The following is an 18500-nucleotide window of genomic DNA, read 5'->3' as shown; positions in this document are numbered from 1 at the left end:
GGGGTGCGCGGCCGGGGGCTGCGTCACGGGCGCGGGCGGGCGGCCGAGCAGAGCGGTCATCGAGGTCCTCACGACGCGGGGCGGCTCGTGCCGCACGCGCAGCGGCCGAGGACGGCGCCTCCGCGCTGCCGCGGTGAGCCGTCGGTGACGACCCTGCCCGCTCGTGCACCGCCCCGCGGGTGCCCGCGGCGACCTCGGGATGAAGGTCGGGTGAACGGATGCCGCGGCCGGTCACGGCACAGCACCCGGGCGTCACGCGGGCCTCGCGGACGGACCCGATCGGCCCCACGCGGACCCCTCGTGCGCGAGCCTGGGGCGGTGCTGGTCCCCGTCGCGCTCGCGCTGACCGCGGCGCTGCTGCTGGCCGTCGCGGCGGTGCTCCAGCAGGACGCCGCCTCGCGCGCACCGCGCCACACCGGCTTCGGCGCCGGTGCCCGCCTGTTCGCGAGCCTGCTGGCCCGCCCGCGCTGGCTCGCCGGCCAGCTCACCGGTGGCGCCGGCCTGGCGCTGCTCGCGGTGGCGCTGCACCTGGGGCAGGTGGTCGTCGTGCAGCCGCTCATCGCCACGCAGCTGGTGTTCTCCCTCCTCCTCAGCGGGCTGCTCGCGCGCCGCCGCACCGGCCGCAGCGGGCTGGACGCCGGGCTCTGGGGAGCGGCGGCGCTCGTCGTCGGGGGTCTGGTGGTGTTCCTCCTCACCGCCCGCCCCCACCTCGACGGCAGCCCCGTCAGCGGCCCCGTCAGCGGTCTCGGCAGCGGTCTCGACGGCGCGCCCAGCGCCCGCGACGACACCTGGCTGCTCACCGCCGCCGGCACCGCCCTGGTGGTGCAGGCCTGCGCCGCGCTGGCGTCCTCGCGCCTCGCCCCGCGCTGGCGGAGCCTGCTGTTCGCCCTCACCGCCGCGCTCGGCTTCGGCACCGGGGCGCTGCTGCTCGCCGCGACCGGTGACCGGCTTGCGCAGGGGACGTTCGTCTCGCTACCGCTGGTGGCGCTCGCCGTCGTCGTCCCCTTCTCGGTGGTGACGGCGCAGCGGGCGTTCCAGGCCGGGGCGGTGACGACGGCGCTGCCCACGATCGCCGCCGTCGAGCCGTGGTGGCGGTGTCCCTGGCCGGGCCGGTGCTCGGGGAGCACCTGGCCGCCGGGCCCGGCTGGCGGGCCGGTCAGCTCGTGGGCCTGGCGGCCCTGGTCACCGGGGTGGTGGTCCTCGCCCGGCGCCAGGCCCACGCCGCTGAGGTCGCTCCCGCCCCTCAGAGCGGGAGCAGCCGCTCCAGCAGCAGCGGCGCGAACTCCTCCGCCACCTCGAGCACCACGCGGGGGTCCTCCGGGGAGCGGTCGGGCAGCCCCCGGTAGAGGGCGCGCAGGTCGGCGATCGTCTGGCCGCGGCCCGGTCCGTCGGTGTCGTCGACGGTGAGCTTCACACGCGGCGCCGACGCCAGCGCCACGTCGCCGAGGGCGATGGCGGCGGCGAGCGGGTCGTGCAGGGAGCAGCACGGACGCCCGAAGACGTCGGTGTAGAAGGCGAAGTAGTGCCCGAGCATCGCGCCGAGCGCGGCACCGACGGGGGTCCCGGCGTCGAGGAGCGCGCGACGGTGCTCCTCCTCGAACAGGTGGCGCATCGTGACGTCGAGGCCCACCACCGTCAGGTCGAAGCCCGCCTCGACCACGCGGCGCGCGGCCTCGGGGTCGTTGTGGACGTTCGCCTCGGCGACGGGCGTGACGTTGCCCGGCGCCAGCGCCGCACCGCCCATCACCGTGAGGGACCGCACCAGGCGGGGCAGCTCCGGCTCGAGGTCCAGGGCGAGCGCGAGGTTGGTGAACGGCCCCACGGCGAGCACCACCAGCTGCCCCGGGCGCTCGCGGGCCGCGTCGACCAGGGCGCGGGCCGCGCTGGTGCCGCTCGGCTCACCGGCGGAGCGGGGCAGCTCGCGACCGGAGGTGCCGCCGACGCCGTCGGCTCCGTGGACGTGCGGCGCTCCGCCGGCGAAGGAGCCGGCGAGCGGGTCGTGGGCCCCCACGTGCACGGGGACGTCGGGCAGACCGAGCAGCGCCAGCAGGTCGAGGGTGTTGCGGGCGCCGGTCTCGGCCGAGCAGTTGCCGCTCACGCTGCCGACGCCCACCAGCTCGACGCCCGGCGACGCCGCGAGGTAGCCGAGGGTCAGGGCGTCGTCGACGCCGGTGTCGCAGTCGAGGAAGAGCGGGGTGCGGGCGGGGCTGGCGGTGCTGTCAGCGGCGGGGTCGGTCACGCCTTCAGCATGCCTCCAGCGGTCGGCATAGCCTTGACCCGGTGAGCGCCCCCACCACCACCGCCCCGGCTGGTGCCGCCTACGACGCCGCCGCCGTCCGCGCCGAGTTCCCGCTGCTGTCCGGCGGTGCGCAGCTGCCCGACGGCGCGCCGCTGGTCTACCTCGACTCCGCCGCCACCAGCCAGCGCCCCCGCGCCGTGCTGGACGCCGAGCGGAGCTTCCTGGAGACCACCAACTCCGCCGTCCACCGCGGGGCGCACTCGCTGGCCGCCGAGGCCACCGAGCTGTTCGAGGGCGCCCGCGAGACCGTCGCCGCCTTCGTGGGTGCGCAACCCGAGCAGCTGGTGTGGACGTCCGGGGCCACCGCGGGCCTGAACCTCGTGGCGTACTCCCTCGGCAACGCCGCCGCCGGGCGCACGGTGCCCGGCCACGAGGACGCCGTCCGCCAGTGGGCGCCGGGTCCGGGTGACGAGATCGTCGTCACCGAGGCCGAGCACCACGCCAACCTCGTGCCGTGGCAGGAGCTCGCGGCGAGGACGGGCGCCCGGCTGCGCGCGGTCCCCGTGCACGACGACGGCGTGCTCGACCTCGAGGCGGCCGCCGCGGTCATCGGTGAGCGCACCAGGGTCGTCGCGTTCTCGCACGTCTCGAACGTGCTCGGCGTCGTGAACCCCGTCGAGCAGCTCGTGGCGATGACCCGCGAGGCGACGGGCGGACGGGCGCTCACGGTGCTCGACGCCTGCCAGTCGGCGCCGCACCTGGCGCTCGACCTCCCGGCGCTCGGCGTCGACGTCGCCGTCTTCTCCGGGCACAAGGTGCTCGGACCGAACGGCGTCGGCTGCCTCTACGGCCGCACCGAGGTGCTGGAGGCGCTGCCGCCCTTCCTGCTCGGCGGGTCCATGGTCACCACGGTGACGCTGGAGGCCACCGCGTTCCTGCCGCCGCCGCAGCGCTTCGAGGCCGGCACCCAGGCGGTGTCGCAGGCGGTGGGGCTCGCGGCCGCCGTCGACTTCCTCCGCGGGGTCGAGGAGCGCTTCGGCGAGGGCGCCGTCGCCGAGCACGAGCGCCGCCTGGAGCGGCGCCTGCGCCACGGGCTGCGCGAGGTTCCCGGGGTGCGCCTGCTCGGCGACGCCGACGGCGTCGACGACGGGACGGTGCAGCGCGTGGCGCTGCAGGCCTTCGACGTCGAGGGGGTGCACGCCCACGACGTCGGCCAGCTGCTCGACGCCCGCGGTGTGGCCGTGCGGGTGGGCCACCACTGCGCCCAGCCGCTGCACCGCCGCTTCGGCGTCACCGCCAGCGTGCGCGCGAGCGCCGCGCTCTACACGACCGAGGACGACGTCGACACCTTCCTCGACGCCCTCTCGGGCGTCCGCGCGTACTTCGGGGTGGGTCGCTGATGTCGGCGTCGCCGGGGTCCCGGGGCCTCGACGCGCTCTACCAGGAGATCGTGCTCGACCACGCCAAGCGCCGGGTCGGCTTCACGTCCCTCGCCGACCACCCCGAGCAGGACGGCGCAGCGACGTCGCACCAGCGCAACCCCGTCTGCGGTGACGAGATCACCCTGCGCGCCGTCGTCGCCGACGGGCCCGAGGGCCCCGTGGTGGAGGACGTCGTGTGGGAGGGCGCGGGGTGCTCGATCTCGCAGTCGTCGGCGTCGATGCTCACCGAGCTCGTCCGCGGGGTGCCCGTCGAGCAGACCGACCGCCTCGTGGCGGGCTTCCGGGAGGCGATGCGCTCGCGCGGGGCCCTCGCGCTCGACGAGGAGGAGTACGGCGACGCCGCCGCGCTGTCCGGCGTCTCGAAGTTCACCGCGCGCGTGAAGTGCGCGATGCTCGCGTGGGTGGCGCTGGAAGACGCCGTCCGCCGCGCCTGACCCCGACCTGACGGCTAGAGCCCCAGCACCCCGCGCAGCAGCGCGGGGGCGACGTCGCAGCACATCGCCAGGTCGAAGCCGACCAGCGGCGCCACGGCGATGGCGGTCATGACGGTGCGTCTCACCACCGCAGGGTGCCGCTGGCTGCTCGCCGGTGCTCACCCTGCGGCGTCTCGGCGCTCCGGACGGAGCAGTGGCCGGCGCGCCGGTCGGGCGGGGCAGTGACTCACCGTCGCTGACCGATCACCAGCTCGAGGGCGTCGACCGCTGCGGCCGGGTCCTCGTGCTCCCAGATCCTCACCGGGAGCCACCCCGCGGCCAGGAGCTCGGAGTCGTTGCGGCGGTCGCGCTCGACGATGCTCGCCAGCTTCACCTCCCACCAGGCGCGGTTCGCCTTCGGCACGTGGAGGTGCCGGGGGCAGGAGTGCCAGAAGCAGCCGTCGACGTACACGGCCACGCGCGCTCCGCGCAGGACGACGTCGGCGCGGCGGCGCCTGTTGGTGCCCTCCGGTGTGGCGTCGACGAGGTAGCGGTGGCCGCGGCGCCAGAGCTCCCTGCGGACCGCCAGCTCGGGAGCGGTGTCACGACGGCGGTTGGCGCGCATCGTGCGCGCTGCCGCAGGTGACGACGGCGGTGGTGCCGGGGGGACGACGATCGGCCGGGTCACGCTGGTCGTCGGTGCAGCCGCAGGCATCGCCACAGCAGCACCCTGCCGCCGACCACCGACACCCGGTGCGGGGGCGGCTGAGCGGCAGTGAGGCAGCTGACCGAGCGCCCCTGCTCACGACATGACGGCCGTGATCAGGGGCGCTCGGCCACTCGGAGGCGTCAGGAGGCGGGCGTGCCCGACAGGCGGGCGCGGACGCGGTCGAGCTCGGCCTGGCTCATGAGCCCCTCGGCGCAGAGCTCGGCGAACCGGCTGAGGTAGGGCGAGTCTCCAGGACCGGAGACGAACGGCTCCGGCTCGGCCGGCAGGTCGTGCGCGGTCGGCTCAGCAGGCTGCTCGTGGGCGGGCTCGTACGCCTCGACGAACGGCTCGGTGCTCCACGGCTGCGCCGCGAACGGGCCGGGGGCGGGCTCGCCGGGGGCGAAGGCCCCGATGCTGTGGTCCTCGAGGAGCGAGGGCTCGTCAGCGGTCGAGGCCCACGACGTCGCCGCGGCGAACGGGGGGACCAGCCGCTCCGGCTCGGCGACGGGCGCAGCTGCTGAGCCGGCGGCCACGGCGGCCACGGCGGCCACGGCGGCCACGGGGGCGACGACATCAGCATCCACAGCAGCAGCCACGGGGACAGCCACGGGAGCAGCCACCGAGCTGGCCACGGGGGCAGCCGCCGGAGCGGCCACGACGGCGGTCGGGACGTTCTCAGCCCGCGAGCGGCCGGCGCGGGCCGGGCGGCGGGTCCGGCCGGCGGGCTCGGCGCGGTGCCTGCCGTGCTCGCGCGCAGGAGCCGGCACGGGAGCCGGCACAGGAGCGGGCGCTGCAGCCGATGCGGCGGGTGCCACCGCAGTCGCGGGAGCCGGCGCAGACCCAGGTGCCACCGCAGACGCAGGAGCCACCGCAGGCGCAGCGTCGGAGCCCGCACCGCTGAGGGCCACCAGGCGGCGGCGCGCCACGAGGTAGGCGGGCAGCGCCACGAACCACACGAGCAGGACGCAGACGAACCAGCCGACGGGGCCGATGTCGAGCAGCCCACCGCCCAGGGCTCCGCGGCGCGCGCCGAGGCGGGCGCTGTCGACCAGCACCAGGACCGCGGCCGCGACGACCACCAGAAGAACCACCCACTGCAGCACGCAGCACCCTCCTCAGACGAGTGCTCGCTGCATCGACACCCGAGTGCGCTGACCTGACCGGTCCCCCGCCGCTGCTGGCGGAGGACCGGCCGGAGTCACCCGCTCGGGTGAGTCGAGACCCCCGACGGTCAGCCGAGGTGGCTGTGCAGCACCTGGTCGGAGGGGCCGAGGCGGTCGGACGCCGTCATCGACTGGTGCCAGTACGGGTACTGCAGCGGCTGGCGGCTGACCTGCTCGAGCGCGGAGACCTCGTCGGCGGTGAGCTCCAGGGAGGCGGCGGCCAGGTTGTCGGCCAGCTGCTCGTCGGTGCGGGCGCCCACGATCACCGAGGTGACGGTCGACCGGGTGAGCAGCCACGCGAGCGCCACCTGCGCGCCGGAGACGCCCCGGCCGTCGGCGATCTCCCGCAGCACGTCGATGGTGGCGAACAGCCGGTCGGGGGTGTTGATCGGCGGCTCGCTCCAGTCGCCGAGGTGGCGCGAGCCCTTCGGTCCCTGCACCGAGCCGTCAGCGCCGCGGGTGTACTTGCCCGACAGCAGGCCTCCCGCGAGCGGGCTCCACACCAGGACGCCGAGGCCCTGGTCGGCGGCGACGGGCAGCAGCTCGTTCTCCGCCTCGCGGCTCTCGAGCGTGTAGTAGATCTGCTGCGCGACGGGCCGCACGAGGTGCTCGCGCTCGGCGGCGCCGAGCGTCTTCATGAGGTGCCAGCCGGAGAAGTTGGAGACGCCGGTGTAGCGGACCTTGCCGGAGTCGACCAGGTGCTGCAGCGCCGCCAGCGTCTCCTCGACCGGGGTCTGGCCGTCCCACTCGTGCAGCTGGTACAGGTCGATGTGGTCGGTGCGCAGGCGGCGCAGGCTCGCCTCGCAGGCGCGGATGACGTGGTGGCGCGACAGGCCCCTGTCGTTCGGGCCCTCCCCCATGGGGAAGCGGACCTTGGTGGCGATCAGCCAGTCGTCGCGCTGGTCGGCGAGCGCCTCGCCGACGATCTCCTCGCTCAGCCCGTTCGAGTAGGCGTCGGAGGTGTCGACGAGGGTGACACCGGCCTCCTTCGCCATCGCCAGCTGGCGCTTGGCGCCCTCCAGCTGGGTGTCGCCGAACGCCGCCAGGCCGCCGCCGAAGGACGCCGTCCCCATCGTCATCGTCGAGACCTTCAGCCCCGAACGTCCGAGTGCTCTGTGCTCCATCGGCCCACCCTCGCAGGCGCCCTCCGTCGGGGCGCGCCCGCCCACCACCCGGGCAGTGGCGCTCGTCACCCACGCCCACCCGCAGGACTTCCAGGGACGAACTGCGTGTTGTACCCAGCAGGACCGATCAGACCGAGAGGGTGAGGACAGCGACTCCGCGCAAGGACCCCCGCAGCCGCACGACCAGCACCACCGGCACGCCGACGGCGCTGCACCGGCTGCCCACGCCCGCCCAGCTGAACCTGCCGGTCGTGCCCACCACGGACCGCCGGCGGGCCACCGTCACGGCCGCCGCGCTGCGCGCGACGATCAGCGAGTGGCTGGACGACGCCGAGGACGACGCCCCCCGCACCGTCGAGGGCCTCGCCACCGTGGCGCACGTCCCGCTGGCGACCGTCCGCGACCTGATGCGCCGCGGCGCGACGACACCCGTCTCCGCGGGCACCGCCGCCCGGCTGCTGTGGTCGATGGGCGAGCCGCTGCGCCCCGACCTGCGCCAGGCCCTCGCCGACGACCTCGTCGACGAGGCCGCCCGCACGGAGGCGCGGACCGCTAGGGCCGGTCACCGCCCGGTCGCGGCCTGACGCCGTCGCTCGCCTCGTAGAGGCCGAGGTCGGCGGCGACGCCGTCGAACCCGGAGCCCGTGGCCGAGCGGTCACGGGCTCCGGTGGCGCTGCGCCGCCGCTCGAGGCTCCGGCGCCGCAGCCGCTGGAGCAGCTCGTAGCGGTACTCGTCCTGGGCGGCGACGGTGGGACCGCCGGCCCCCGCCCCTGCTCTGACCCCGTCGACCCTCATGCCTCGGGGATGCCCGTCACCGGCGGTGACGATGCGTGGCCCGTCGTGGCTCCACCCGAGCGGCCCAGCCCCACCACGGGGCGGCCGCACGGGCTGCCGTGGAGGCAGCCGCGCAGGCTGCCTGCGGCGGCTGTCGGGCCCGCCTGGTGAGATGTCGACCATGACGTCCCCGGCCCAGCGCATCGCCGACCTCCGCCGGCAGGGCTACCTCCCCCGCGACGAGTCCGTCGCCTCCGTCACCGACCGGCTGGCCCAGCCTGGCTCGTCCGACCACGCCCGGGTGCTGCACGCCCAGGTGACGGGGGGCTTCGCGGTCGACGTCCTGCCCGCCCGGGGCCTCGACATCGGTGCTGCCAGCGTCGCCGGGCACCCGCTGGCCTGGACCTCGCCCGTGGCCGACGCCCGCACCCTCGACCGCGCCGTCGGCGAGGCGTGGATCGACAGGTTCACCGGCGGTCTGCTGGCCACGTGCGGCCTGGCGAACTTCGGCCCGGCCCGCGACGCGTCTGCGACGGGGCTGGGCGTCCACGGCGACGTCCACCACCTCCCCGCGCGCAACGTCCGGGCCACGCCCTCCCGCGGATTGCCCGAGGTGGTGGTGGAGGGTGACGTCGAGCGCTCGACCGTCTTCGGGCCGTCGGTGCGGATCGAGCGGCGCATCACCAACGGCCTCGACGCGCAGGGGCGCCCGCAGCTCGAGGTCGCCGACCGGATCGTCAACACCTCCTCGCTGCCCGCTCCGGTCGCGGCGCTCTACCACGTCAACCTCGGGGCGCCCCTGGTGCTGCCGGGCACCACCGTCGACGTCGACGCCCGCGAGAGCCCCCTGCGGGAGCCCTGCCCCCAGGTGCCCTCGCACGCGGTGCTGCCCGAGGCGTGCGAGGAGGTCACCGAGGCGGTGTTCGAGCACGTGGGGGTGGGCGTCGACGCCGACGGCCTGGCCCGCGCCCGGGTGACCTCGCCCGACGGCCTCGGGATCGAGGTGTCCTGGTCGGCGGCGACGCTCCCGCGGCTCTACCAGTGGGTGCTGCCCTCGCGGGGTCGCTGGGCCCTGGGCATCGAGCCGGCGAGCGCCCCGCTGTTCGGCCCGGACCGCGCCGGTGAGCACGCCGGCGCTCCGCTGCTCGCCCCGGGCGAGACCCGCGAGCACCTGCTGCGCCTCACCGTGGTGTCGCTCCCTCGAGGCTGACGGCTGCGCCCGTCCCCGATGAGCTGAGCGCTGCGAAGGCTCCGCCGGCGGCCAGCAGCTCGGCGGGGCGACCCCGCTCGACCACGCGGCCGGCGTCGAGCACCGCGACCTGGTCGGCGCCGCTGACCGTCGAGAGCCGGTGGGCGATCATGATCGTCGTCCGGCCGCGGCGGACCTCGTCGAGCGCGGCCTGCACGGCGCGCTCGGTGGTGGTGTCGAGGGCCGAGGTCGCCTCGTCGAGGACCAGCACGCGCGGGTCGCGCAGCAGCGTCCGGGCGATGGCGAGGCGCTGCTGCTCCCCGCCGGAGAAGCGGTGTCCGCGAGCGCCGACGAGGGTGTCGTACCCGTCGGGCAGCGCGGCGATGACGTCGTGCACCTGGGCCCGGCGGGCGGCGTCCTCCACCTCGGCGTCGGTCGCCTCCGGCTCCGCCTGCCGCAGGTTCTCCCGCACGGTGGCGTGCAGCAGGTAGGTCTCCTGCGAGACGACGCCCACCACGCGGGCGAGGTCTGCCAGGGCCAGGTCGCGCAGGTCGGTGCCGTCGAGGGTGACGCGACCGGTGCCCGGGTCGTGCAGGCGCGCCACCAGCGAGGCGAGAGTGGTCTTGCCGGATCCGGTGCGTCCGACCAGCGCGAGGGAGGTCCCCGCGGGGACGACGAGGTCGACGTCGTCCAGCGCCGGCCTCGTCGACGCGCCCCCACCGGGGTAGGTGAACCCGACGTGCTCGAACCGGACCTCACCGCGGGTGGTGGCGGGGTCGAGCGGCACGGGGTGGGCGGGGTCGGCGATGTCGACGGTGAGGTCGAGGTACTCGAAGACGCGGCTGAACAGCGCCATCGAGGCGGTGAGCTGGACGCCCACGTCGAGCAGGCCCATCAGCGGCCTGAAGATCGCCGCCTGCAGCGCGGTGAACGCGACCAGGGTGCCGACGGTCATGCCGCCGGAGGTCACCGGGAGCCCGGCCGCCAGGTAGATGAGCGCGGGGATGGCGGCGAAGACGATGTTCATCGTCGCCATGCGCCAGCGGCCGGCGAGGGAGGCGCGGACCTCGAGGTCGACCAGCTCGGCGGAGGTCTGCGCGAACCGCTGCGACTGCGCGTCCGCCGTCCCCAGCGTCTTGGTGAGCAGGGCGCCGGAGACGCTGAGCGACTCCTCCACCTGGTGCTGCAGGTCGGCGAGGCGCTGCTGCTGCGCCGTGGTGATGGAGCGGCGCAGCAGCGCGACGCGGCGGGTCAGCCACACCGCGGGCGGCAGCACCACGAGGGTGAGCAGCGACAGCCGCCACGAGAGCGCCGCCATGGCGGCGGCGGTGCCGACCACGGTGGTGGCGTTGGACGCGAGCGACGTCGCGGTGGAGGTGACCACCGACTGCATGCCGCCGATGTCGTTGGTGAGCCGCGAGGTGATCTCGCCGCCGCGGGTGCGGGTGAAGAAGCCCATCGACTGCCGCTGCACGTGCGTGAAGACCGACGTGCGCAGGCCGTGCATGACGCGCTGGCCGACGCCGGTGGAGACCCACGTCTGCACGACGCCCAGCAGGGAGGTGACCGCGGCGACGGCCACCATGCCGGCCACGGCGAGCACGAGGAGGCGGACGTCGGCGTGGGGCAGCGCGTCGTCGATGACGGTGCGGACCAGGAACGGCGAGGCCAGGGCCACCAGCGAGGAGGTCACGATGAGGACGACGACGAGCCCGACCCGCCAGCGGTGGGGGGCGAAGAGGGCGGCGATGCGCCGCAGGCTCACCGGGGAGCGGAGCAGCTGCTCGCGGTCGGCGGGGTCGCGGCGGCGCGGGCCGTGGGGGCGGCCGCCCGGGCCTGAGGCGGGTGAGGGGGCGGAGGTGGGAGCGGGAGGGGCGAGGAGGGTGCTCGACGTGGTGACCACGTCCTTCCGGTCGGGGTGGATGACAATGCTGAGGTTACCTCACGAAGAGGTGAGCACCAGACCTTCCCGTACGATTCCCCGGTGACCCCCTCCGACGCCTCGGGCAGAACGACCGGCAGCCCGACGGGCAGCTCGATGGGCAGCACGGAGCTCGCTGACGCCCTGATGCGCGCCGCCCGCGGGCTGCGGCGCGGCTGGCACGCCGGGCTGGAGCCGTCAGGGCTGTCCCCGCACCAGGCCCGGGCCCTGCACGTGCTCGGTGGCGGGCGCGGGCGCCACTCCGCCCGCTCCGGTGACGCGGCTGACGGGATGCGGATCTCCGAGCTGGCCGCCGCCCTGAGGATCGCGCCGCGCTCGGCCACCGAGGTGGTCGACGGGCTCGCCGAGAAGGGCCTCGCGGAGCGCGGTCCCGATCTGGCCGACCGGCGCGCCGTCGTCGTCCGGCTGACCGACGCCGGCACGGCCACCCTCGCCCACGCCGACCGGGCGCGAGCTGAGGCGGCCGCCGAGCTGTTCGGGCGCCTCGACGAGACCGAGCGCGCCGACCTGACCCGCATGCTGCGCCGGCTCGCCGACTGACGGAGCACGCGGGCGACGGGCCACCGGCGCCCCTCCGGGAGACCCTCCGAAGTGCCTGGGGGGTTCGTGCGACGGTCCTGGATCGGCGGTCCGGGCCCGCGGGGAGCACCTAGCGTCGCCCGGTGCCGACCCCGACCCCCACGCCGTCCCGGGCGCGGATGCTGCGCCGCCGCCGCCGCTCCGTGCGCCTGCTCGCCGCGGGCGTCGCCGTCGCGGTGGTGGGTGGGGGTGCCGTCGCGTACGGGCTGTACCGGCACCTCGACGGCAACATCGCCAGCGCCGACATCAGCGGCCAGCTCGGCATCGACCGTCCCGCCGAGGAGGCCGGCGGTGCGGAGAACATCCTCGTCATCGGCTCGGACAGCCGCGACGGCCTCGGCTCGCAGTACGGCTCGGGCCTGACCACCGCGCAGTCGGACACGATGCTGCTGGTCCACGTCTCGGCCGACCGGCAGTGGGCGGCAGCGGTGAGCATCCCCCGCGACTCGTGGGTGTCCATCCCCAGCTGCACCGGCAGCGACGGCACCACCACCGCGCCGCGGACCGCGAAGGTCAACGAGGCGTTCGCCCTGGGGTCGGCGCACGGCGGCACCGCGAGCGGCGCGGCGTGCGCCATCAAGACCGTCGAGGCCGTCAGCGGGGTGCGCGTCGACCACTTCGTCGTCGTCGACTTCACCGGCTTCAAGACGATGACGACGGCGCTCGGCGGGGTGCCCATCTGCACCACGGAGCCCGTCGTCGACCCGTTGGCCGACCTCGACCTGCCCGCCGGTGAGCACCTGCTGGAGGGCGAGCAGGCCCTCGGCTTCGTGCGGACCCGGCACGCCATCGGCGACGGCAGCGACCTCGGCCGGATCGGCCGCCAGCAGCAGTTCCTCGCGTCGATGGCGCGGACGGCCGAGTCGAAGCTGACCGACCCGGCGGCGCTCTACGGCTTCCTCGACGCCGCGACCAGCTCCATCACCACCGACTCCGGCCTGGGCAGCCTCACCGCGCTGGGGTCGCTGGCGCAGTCGGTGTCGTCGCTGGACCCGGCGCAGCTGCAGTTCTTCACCGTGCCGAACCACCCGCGCAGCGACGTCGTGAAGAGCGACCGCGCCAACGTGCTGTGGAGCCAGCCCGCGGCGGGGGCCCTGTTCAGCGACCTGGAGCGCGACGTCGACCCGACGACCTCGTCGGCCGATCCCGTTGAGCCGGCCCCCAGCGCCGGCGCCAGCCCGTCGGCGAGCGCCTCGCCCAGCTCGGCGTCCGGGGCGACGGCGGCGCCGGCCCCGGTGACCACCGGAGCCGACACCGCCTGCACGCCCACCTGAGGTCAACCTGACGTCAGCCCGACATCAGCTGGGCATGGCCCCCACCTGCTGGTCGGCGGCGTCGCGGACGGCGCGGCCGAGCAGCTCGCGGACGGTGGTGGCGCTGCCCGGCGCCGGGGTGCTCACGTCACCGTCGGCGGCGTAGGGCATGACGTAGACGGGGCGGCCGTTCTCCGAGCGCCAGCTCTCCGCGAGGGTGCCGCCGTCGACGGCGTCGTAGCCGAGGTCGTCGAGGAAGCGCTCGGCGGTGGCCTTCGCGGCGTCGTCGTCCCCGAAGACCGGCAGCGCGCTGCGGTCGGCGGAGCCGGCGGGTCGGCCGAGCTGGGCCAGCGCCACGAAGAAGATGTTGTTGAAGGCCTTGACCACCTGCGCGTCGGCGAGGTGCTCCTGCACGAGCCCGCTGGTGGTGGCGGTGCGCTCGTCGAGCGGGGCGATCCGGCCGTCGCGGTCGGGGTAGTAGTTGCCGGTGTCGAGCACGACCTTGCCGGCGAGCTGGGCCGCGGGCAGCTCGCGGTAGGCCTTCAGCGGCACGGTGACGACGACGAGGTCACCCGCCTCAGCGGCCTCGACGGCGGTGGCGGCGCGGACCTTCGGGCCGAGCTGGGCGACGAGGTCGGCCAGGGTCTCCGGGCCGCGGGAGTTGGCGATGACGACGTCGTAGCCGGCGTCGACCGCCAGCTTCGCGAGGGTCGAGCCGATGTTGCCGGCGCCGATGATGCCGAGGGTCCTGCTGGAGCCGGTGGTCGTGCTGGAGGTGGTCTCGCTCATGCCTCGGGCAACCGGTCGGCGGCGCCGCGTGTTCCGCGTCCCGCTCCGCAGGCGCGCGGCGGCCTGCGCACCTAGCGTCGTCGCCATGGGTGACAGCACGATCATCAAGGTGGACGGCGACCGCTCCCCCACGGGGGCGCTGGGCCAGCACTACCTCGCCAGCGGCACGAGCGTGAGCATGCGGCTGTGGCAGGAGCAGCCGCCGAGCGACCCCGACCCGGAGGTGGCCCGCGACTACGAGACCGTCGGCTACGTCGTCTCGGGCAGCGCCGAGCTGCACAGCGAGGGGCAGGTCGTGGTGCTCAGCGCCGGCGACTCCTGGGTGGTGCCCCGCGGGGCGGTGCACACCTACAAGATCACTGAGGCGTTCACCGCCGTCGAGGCGACGCACCCGCCGGCGCAGGTGCACGGCCGCGACGAGCCCGCGGGCAGCTGACCCAGCGGCGGGTCAGCCCACCTCGCTGACGAGCCGGTCGCGGCCGGCGGCCTTGGCGCGGTAGAGGTTGTCGTCGGCGCGCACGAGCAGCTCGGCCGCCGGCTCGCCGGGGCGCCGGGTGGCCACCCCCACCGACACCGTGTGCGGTGCCGGGGTGGCCGCCCGGGCGGCCTCGAGGGCGAGGCCGGCCGCCACCGGTGAGCTGTCGAGGAAGACCACCACGAACTCCTCACCGCCCCACCGGTGCAGCCGGGCGGTCGCCGGCAGGTGCGCCTGCCAGGCCCGGGCCGCCTGGCGCAGCAGCCGGTCTCCGGCGGCGTGGCCCCCGGTGTCGTTCACGCGCTTGAAGTGGTCGAGGTCGAGCACCGCGACCACCACCTCGGCCGCGGGGTCGGCCACAGCGGTGTGGAGGGTGAGCAGCAGCTCCCGGCGGTTGGGCAGCCCGGTGAGCTCGTCGATGCGCACCAGCTGGTCCAGCGCCTCGGCCTGGGCCTGGCTGGCGGTGAGCGCCCAGTGCAGGCGCAGGGCCGCGAGGACGGCGGTGAGCAGCGCGCCGCCACCGAGCACGGCCCAGTCGACCTCGAGGCCAGCCGCGCCCTCGACCACCAGCGCGAGCGCGGGCAGGCACGACGAGACCGAGACGAGCACCAGCCGCCGGCGCGGGGCCGGCGCGGGGCGCACCGCCCAGGGGAGCGGCGCGACGTCGTCCTCGCCCGGTCCGCGCAGCGCCGCGGCTGCGGCGGAGCTCGCCAGGGCGAGGCCGTAGGGCAGACACGCCACCAGCGGCGCAGGGCTCTCGGTGGCGCGCAGGGTCAGGAAGAAGAGGCAGTCGCCGAGCAGCATCCCCAGGGCGCCGGCAGCCCACAGCACCGCCTGCACCCGCCCCAGCAGCCCGGTGAGGGCGGCGTGGACCACGCACGTGAGCAGGGCGAGGTCGAGCAGCGGGTACAGGACCAGCACCGCCAGGTGCGGCAGCGCGTGCCCCCGGAGCATCGGGTCGACGACGACGGCCGCGACGACGGTCGCGGGGCCGACCACCACCAGCGCCGCGTCGAGGAGGGCCGCACGTCGACGAGCACCGTTCAGCGGCCCGCCACCGCGGAGGTGGGGCCACCAGGCGGCGACCAGCACCAGGTACCCCAGGGCGAGGACGGGGTCGCTGACCGCCGGGACCTGGGGCGAGCCCTCCAGCCACCACTGCAGGTGGAAGCCACCGAACCCGAGCGACAGGAGGCCGAAGCCGGCTGCCGCCAGCCGGAGCCGCCGGCGCAGCGCTCCCCCGCGCCGGCTCGCCCGCACCGCGACGCCGGCCGCCAGCGCGGGCACGAGCGCGGCGAGGACGGTGATCACCAGCACACCCAACCATCGGCGCCCGCTCGGTCGGGCTTGATCGGCGCACTCCACGGACCCCCGTTCGGGGTGGGTGCACGACGACTCCGCCTCTTGCCCCAGCCCCTGCTCCACTCCCTGCCCCACCGCCTGCTCCACCGCCTGCTCCGGTGCTGCGGTGCCGGTAAACGGGCCGCTAGCGTGGTGGTCCGTGCCCCGAGCGATGAGCGACCCCGGCGTCCGCGCCGACCTGGCGGCCCGCGTGCGCGACCCGCACGTCGCCCCGTTCGCTGACCTGGTCGACGAGCTGCGCGCCCAGCACCCGGGCCGCACCGTCCCGCACGTCGCGCCGACGTCGCTGGGCGTCGAGGCGCGGCTGCTGGTGGTGCACCGGTCCCCCGCGCCCGCCCCCGCCCCCGCAGGCCCGGCCGGGACGACGGACGGGGAGCCGCTGCTGTCGGTCGAGGGCGACGACGGCGGCTCGGAGCGGCTCCACGGCCTGCTCACCGCCGCGGGCATCGACCCGGCACTGGTGCTGCCCTGGAACGCCGTGCCGTGGGCCGTCGACCCGGAGCAGCCGCTCAGCGCCGCCGACGCGAAGGCCGGGCGGCTGGTGCTGGCGCGCGTCGTCGACCTCTTGCCGCGGCTGCGCGTGGTGGTGCTGCACGGCCGGGAGGTCGAGCCGGTGTGGGACGCGCTCGCCGCCGCCGGGACGGCGCTGCCGCCCGGCATCCGGGTCGAGGGGACCTTCTCCACCGAGGACGCCGCGCTCGCCCAGCACCGGGCGAGCCGTCTGCGCCGCATGGCCGCGGTCTACGCCAGCGCCGCCGACGCCCTGCGCTGAGCCGCGCCGGAGCGGGCCGAGCCCTCCTGGTGCCCGGGCAGGAGGGGCGTCAGGGGACGAGCGTCCGCCGCACCGCCAGGCGGAGCGCCGCGCGACGCCGCTCGTGGTCGGCGTCGTCGTCCTGCGACGAGGCGGTGAAGGTGCCGCTCACGGGCGACCAGGTGCCGGCCAGCGCGATGACCATCGAGTAGACCTCCGCCGGGAGCAGGTCGGCGACGACGAGCCCCCGCTCCTGCGCTGCGGCGATCGCGTCGAGCTTGGGCTGCGCGAGGTGGGCGTGCCCGCGCAGGAGGTCGCCGCGCGGCACGCGCTCGAGGCGGTTCCAGCTGGTGAGGCGGATCAGCGCGGGCTCGCGGACGTACTCGTCGTACAGGCGCACGGCGTAGCCGGGCAGGTCGAGCGCGTCGAAGGGGACGACGTCGACGATGCGCTCCAGCTGGTCGTCGAAGACGGCGTCGAACAGCCCGTCCTTGGAGCCGTGCCACGAGTACATCTGCTGCTTGTTCACGCCCGACGCCGCGGCGATGCGGTCGACCCGCGCACCGGCGAACCCGTGCTCGCCGAACTCCGCGGCGGCCGCGTCGAGCAGCCGGCGCCTGCTGGCGTCCCCGTCTCTCACGCCGGCCACACTAGCGAGTAACCAACTAGTTGGTTACGGTCGTGGCCATGAGCACCCCAGGACGCATCACGAGCCCCTTCTCCAGCCGCAGCACCGCCCTGGAGGTGGTCGACGGCGTCGACCTCTCCGGCCGCCGCGCCGTCGTCACCGGCGCCGCCTCGGGCATCGGGGTCGAGACGGCGCGGGCGCTGGCGCACGCGGGCGCCGAGGTGGTGCTCGCGGTCCGCGACGCCGCTGCCGGCGAGCGGACCGCCGCCGACATCGCCGCCTCGCTCGAGCAGGCCGGACGCAGGGGCGTCCCCGCTCCCGCCGTCGAGGTGCTCGACCTGGCCGATCTGGCCTCCATCGACGCCTTCACCGCCCGCTGGGGTGCGCGGCCCCTGCACGTGCTGGTCGCCAACGCGGGGGTGATGGACGCACCACACACCACCACCGCCCAGGGGTGGGAGCTGCAGCTCGGCACCAACCACCTCGGGCACTTCGCGCTCACCACGGGGCTCCACGCGGCGCTCGCCGCGGGGGCTGCCGAGGCGGCGGGGGCCGAGGGGCGGAGCGAGGCGCGGGTGGTGGTCGTGTCCTCCAGCGGGCACGCCGCGTCGCCGGTGGTCTTCGACGACCTGATGTTCGAGCGCCGCCCCTACGACCCGGGCCTGGCGTACGGGCAGTCGAAGACGGCCAACGCGCTGTTCGCCGTCGAGCTGACGCGCCGATGGTCGGGCGAGGGCGTCACCGCCAACTCCCTGATGCCCGGTGGCATCTGGACGCCGCTGCAGCGCCACTGGTCGGCGCAGCAGCGGGCAGCGGCGGAGGCGCAGCTGCAGCAGGCGGAGGCGTCCGGCGCGTTCCACATGAAGACCACCGAGCAGGGGGCGGCGACGTCGGTGTTCCTGGCCACCTCTGCCCTGGTGGCGGGTGTGGGCGGGCGCTACTTCGAGGACTGCCGGGAGGCGGAGGTGGTCGAGCGCGTCCAGGGCATCCACGGCGTCGTGCCGCACGCTCTCGACCCGGTGGCAGCCCGCCGCCTGTGGGACGTCAGCGAGCAGCTGGTCGCGGCTGCCCGTCACTGACGCCCGTCGCTGACCAGCGGCGCACCGATCCACATCTCGCCCTCGAGGGCGACGCCGACGCGACGGCCGGGGCGCACGGCCTCGGGCGGCTCGCCGACCAGGACGACGACGGCGGGCCGCACCCGACCGGTGAAGCGCACCGGCGCCGGGCCGCGCCCCGGCTGGCGGAGCTGCGCGCCCAGGCGGACGGGCAGGCCCCCGTGGACCTGCCCGGCGGTGCGGGACCGCACCCGGACGTCGGTCCCGTCGACGAGCACCCGGCCCGCGACGAGGTCACCTGCGGCGGACCAGGCGGCGTCGATCGTCGCCAGCTCCTTCGGCAGCCCCCAGTGCTCCCGGCCACCCTCCCGGGAGGTGGCGCTGTCGACGACCATCCACGGCACCCACCCGGCACGGGCGCTGAGCGCGACCGCCGTCAGCGCTTCGCGGTAGGGACCCACCGGGGTGTCGGCGTAGTCGACGACGGCGAAGCCCCCCGCCCGCAGGCCCGAGGCGCCCCGCCCTGGCGTGCGCAGCAGCGCGGGGACGACGACAGCGCGGAGCCGGCAGGTCCACGGCGGCGGAGGCGTGCTCACGGCACGATCGTCGG

The 18500-nt window shown here is 75.9% G+C and carries 19 protein-coding genes and 1 pseudogene; 10 read left to right on the top strand and 10 right to left on the bottom strand.

The window, feature by feature from the left end; genetic code table 11:
* Window positions 1-3: 3 nt before the first annotated feature.
* Window positions 4-1074 (top strand): annotated as a pseudogene (locus F1641_RS21650) (DMT family transporter); the annotation flags it as partial.
* A gap of 169 nt (window positions 1075-1243) precedes the next feature.
* On the opposite strand, the gene F1641_RS13060 reads toward F1641_RS21650, so the two are convergent.
* Window positions 1244-2239, bottom strand: coding sequence for a nucleoside hydrolase (locus tag F1641_RS13060; RefSeq protein ID WP_194906249.1), 996 nt, complete (start codon window positions 2237-2239; stop codon window positions 1244-1246).
* 41 nt (window positions 2240-2280) lie between these two features.
* On the opposite strand from F1641_RS13060, the gene F1641_RS13055 reads away from it, so the two are divergent.
* Window positions 2281-3639 (top strand): SufS family cysteine desulfurase, encoded by a 1359-nt coding sequence (locus F1641_RS13055; RefSeq protein WP_194906247.1) that lies wholly within the window; start codon window positions 2281-2283, stop codon window positions 3637-3639.
* Window positions 3639-4115, top strand: a complete 477-nt coding sequence (gene sufU / locus F1641_RS13050) for a Fe-S cluster assembly sulfur transfer protein SufU (RefSeq protein ID WP_194906245.1) — start codon at window positions 3639-3641, stop codon at window positions 4113-4115. Before F1641_RS13055 ends, sufU begins: the two co-directional genes overlap by 1 nt.
* 226 nt (window positions 4116-4341) lie before the next feature.
* On the opposite strand, the gene F1641_RS13045 is transcribed toward sufU, so the two are convergent.
* From F1641_RS13045 to F1641_RS13035, 3 genes are all read right to left on the bottom strand, one after another.
* The gene (locus tag F1641_RS13045; protein WP_194906901.1) at window positions 4342-4719 is read right to left on the bottom strand and encodes a very short patch repair endonuclease; all 378 of its coding nucleotides are present in this window, start codon (window positions 4717-4719) and stop codon (window positions 4342-4344) included.
* Between the two features lie 224 nt (window positions 4720-4943).
* Entirely contained in the window at window positions 4944-5906 is a 963-nt protein-coding gene (locus F1641_RS13040) for a hypothetical protein (protein ID WP_194906243.1), read from the bottom strand.
* A gap of 128 nt (window positions 5907-6034) precedes the next feature.
* Complete coding sequence (locus F1641_RS13035) at window positions 6035-7090, bottom strand: aldo/keto reductase (RefSeq protein WP_194906241.1); 1056 nt, start codon at window positions 7088-7090, stop codon at window positions 6035-6037.
* A gap of 140 nt (window positions 7091-7230) precedes the next feature.
* Between F1641_RS13035 and F1641_RS13030 the strand changes: the two genes are divergently transcribed.
* Window positions 7231-7674 carry a hypothetical protein gene (locus F1641_RS13030; protein ID WP_194906239.1) on the top strand — a complete coding sequence of 148 codons (444 nt, stop codon included), beginning with the start codon at window positions 7231-7233 and terminating at the stop codon, window positions 7672-7674.
* Here F1641_RS13030 and F1641_RS13025 read toward each other — a convergent pair.
* Complete coding sequence (locus F1641_RS13025) at window positions 7643-7885, bottom strand: hypothetical protein (RefSeq protein ID WP_194906237.1); 243 nt, start codon at window positions 7883-7885, stop codon at window positions 7643-7645. The genes F1641_RS13030 and F1641_RS13025 overlap by 32 nt on opposite strands.
* Before the next feature lie 160 nt (window positions 7886-8045).
* On the opposite strand from F1641_RS13025, the gene F1641_RS13020 reads away from it, so the two are divergent.
* Window positions 8046-9074, top strand: coding sequence for a DUF4432 family protein (locus F1641_RS13020; RefSeq protein ID WP_194906235.1), 1029 nt, complete (start codon window positions 8046-8048; stop codon window positions 9072-9074).
* Here F1641_RS13020 and F1641_RS13015 read toward each other — a convergent pair.
* Complete coding sequence (locus F1641_RS13015) at window positions 9046-10956, bottom strand: ABC transporter ATP-binding protein (protein WP_194906234.1); 1911 nt, start codon at window positions 10954-10956, stop codon at window positions 9046-9048. The two genes, F1641_RS13020 and F1641_RS13015, sit on opposite strands and share 29 nt — an antisense overlap.
* A 135-nt stretch (window positions 10957-11091) precedes the next feature.
* Between F1641_RS13015 and F1641_RS13010 the strand changes: the two genes are divergently transcribed.
* Complete coding sequence (locus F1641_RS13010; RefSeq protein ID WP_194906900.1) at window positions 11092-11535, top strand: MarR family winged helix-turn-helix transcriptional regulator; 444 nt, start codon at window positions 11092-11094, stop codon at window positions 11533-11535.
* 122 nt (window positions 11536-11657) lie between these two features.
* Complete coding sequence (locus F1641_RS13005) at window positions 11658-12848, top strand: LCP family protein (RefSeq protein WP_194906232.1); 1191 nt, start codon at window positions 11658-11660, stop codon at window positions 12846-12848.
* Between the two features lie 24 nt (window positions 12849-12872).
* Here the strand turns inward: F1641_RS13005 and F1641_RS13000 are convergent, their stop codons facing one another.
* Window positions 12873-13703 carry an NADPH-dependent F420 reductase gene (locus F1641_RS13000; protein WP_194906231.1) on the bottom strand — a complete coding sequence of 277 codons (831 nt, stop codon included), beginning with the start codon at window positions 13701-13703 and terminating at the stop codon, window positions 12873-12875.
* Here F1641_RS13000 and F1641_RS12995 point away from each other — a divergent pair.
* On the top strand, window positions 13702-14052 hold the full coding sequence (locus F1641_RS12995; RefSeq protein WP_194906230.1) for a cupin domain-containing protein: 351 nt from the start codon (window positions 13702-13704) through the stop codon (window positions 14050-14052). The two genes, F1641_RS13000 and F1641_RS12995, sit on opposite strands and share 2 nt — an antisense overlap.
* 12 nt (window positions 14053-14064) lie before the next feature.
* Here F1641_RS12995 and F1641_RS23300 read toward each other — a convergent pair whose 3' ends face one another.
* Window positions 14065-15402 carry a diguanylate cyclase gene (locus F1641_RS23300; RefSeq protein ID WP_194906229.1) on the bottom strand — a complete coding sequence of 446 codons (1338 nt, stop codon included), beginning with the start codon at window positions 15400-15402 and terminating at the stop codon, window positions 14065-14067.
* A 190-nt stretch (window positions 15403-15592) separates the two neighbouring features.
* Here F1641_RS23300 and F1641_RS12985 point away from each other — a divergent pair, with 190 nt between their 5' ends.
* Window positions 15593-16225, top strand: coding sequence for a hypothetical protein (locus tag F1641_RS12985; RefSeq protein ID WP_194906228.1), 633 nt, complete (start codon window positions 15593-15595; stop codon window positions 16223-16225).
* 49 nt (window positions 16226-16274) lie between these two features.
* On the opposite strand, the gene F1641_RS12980 is transcribed toward F1641_RS12985, so the two are convergent.
* On the bottom strand, window positions 16275-16844 hold the full coding sequence (locus F1641_RS12980) for a TetR family transcriptional regulator (protein WP_194906227.1): 570 nt from the start codon (window positions 16842-16844) through the stop codon (window positions 16275-16277).
* A 47-nt stretch (window positions 16845-16891) separates the two neighbouring features.
* Here F1641_RS12980 and F1641_RS12975 point away from each other — a divergent pair, with 47 nt between their 5' ends.
* Window positions 16892-17911, top strand: a complete 1020-nt coding sequence (locus tag F1641_RS12975) for an SDR family NAD(P)-dependent oxidoreductase (protein ID WP_194906226.1) — start codon at window positions 16892-16894, stop codon at window positions 17909-17911.
* On the opposite strand, the gene F1641_RS12970 is transcribed toward F1641_RS12975, so the two are convergent.
* Window positions 17905-18486: an acetoacetate decarboxylase family protein gene (locus F1641_RS12970; RefSeq protein ID WP_194906225.1), complete on the bottom strand. Its 582-nt coding sequence runs from the start codon at window positions 18484-18486 to the stop codon at window positions 17905-17907. The genes F1641_RS12975 and F1641_RS12970 overlap by 7 nt on opposite strands.
* Window positions 18487-18500 lie beyond the last annotated feature (14 nt).

Source organism: Quadrisphaera sp. INWT6, from assembly GCF_015390235.1.
GTDB lineage: Bacteria > Actinomycetota > Actinomycetes > Actinomycetales > Quadrisphaeraceae > Quadrisphaera.
This window is presented reverse-complemented; position numbering and strand designations above follow the sequence as displayed.

Excerpts from the sequence above, each read along its gene's own strand:
- F1641_RS13045 (WP_194906901.1), bottom strand. The coding sequence starts at position 4,719 with ATGCGCGCCAACCGCCGTCGTGACACCGCTCCCGAGCTGGCGGTCCGC.
- F1641_RS12975 (WP_194906226.1), top strand. The coding sequence starts at position 16,892 with ATGAGCACCCCAGGACGCATCACGAGCCCCTTCTCCAGCCGCAGCACC.
- F1641_RS13035 (WP_194906241.1), bottom strand. The coding sequence starts at position 7,090 with ATGGAGCACAGAGCACTCGGACGTTCGGGGCTGAAGGTCTCGACGATG.
- F1641_RS13025 (WP_194906237.1), bottom strand. The coding sequence starts at position 7,885 with ATGAGGGTCGACGGGGTCAGAGCAGGGGCGGGGGCCGGCGGTCCCACC.
- F1641_RS13000 (WP_194906231.1), bottom strand. The coding sequence starts at position 13,703 with ATGGCGACGACGCTAGGTGCGCAGGCCGCCGCGCGCCTGCGGAGCGGG.
- F1641_RS13020 (WP_194906235.1), top strand. The coding sequence starts at position 8,046 with ATGACGTCCCCGGCCCAGCGCATCGCCGACCTCCGCCGGCAGGGCTAC.
- sufU (WP_194906245.1), top strand. The coding sequence starts at position 3,639 with ATGTCGGCGTCGCCGGGGTCCCGGGGCCTCGACGCGCTCTACCAGGAG.
- F1641_RS12995 (WP_194906230.1), top strand. The coding sequence starts at position 13,702 with ATGGGTGACAGCACGATCATCAAGGTGGACGGCGACCGCTCCCCCACG.
- F1641_RS13010 (WP_194906900.1), top strand. The coding sequence starts at position 11,092 with ATGGGCAGCACGGAGCTCGCTGACGCCCTGATGCGCGCCGCCCGCGGG.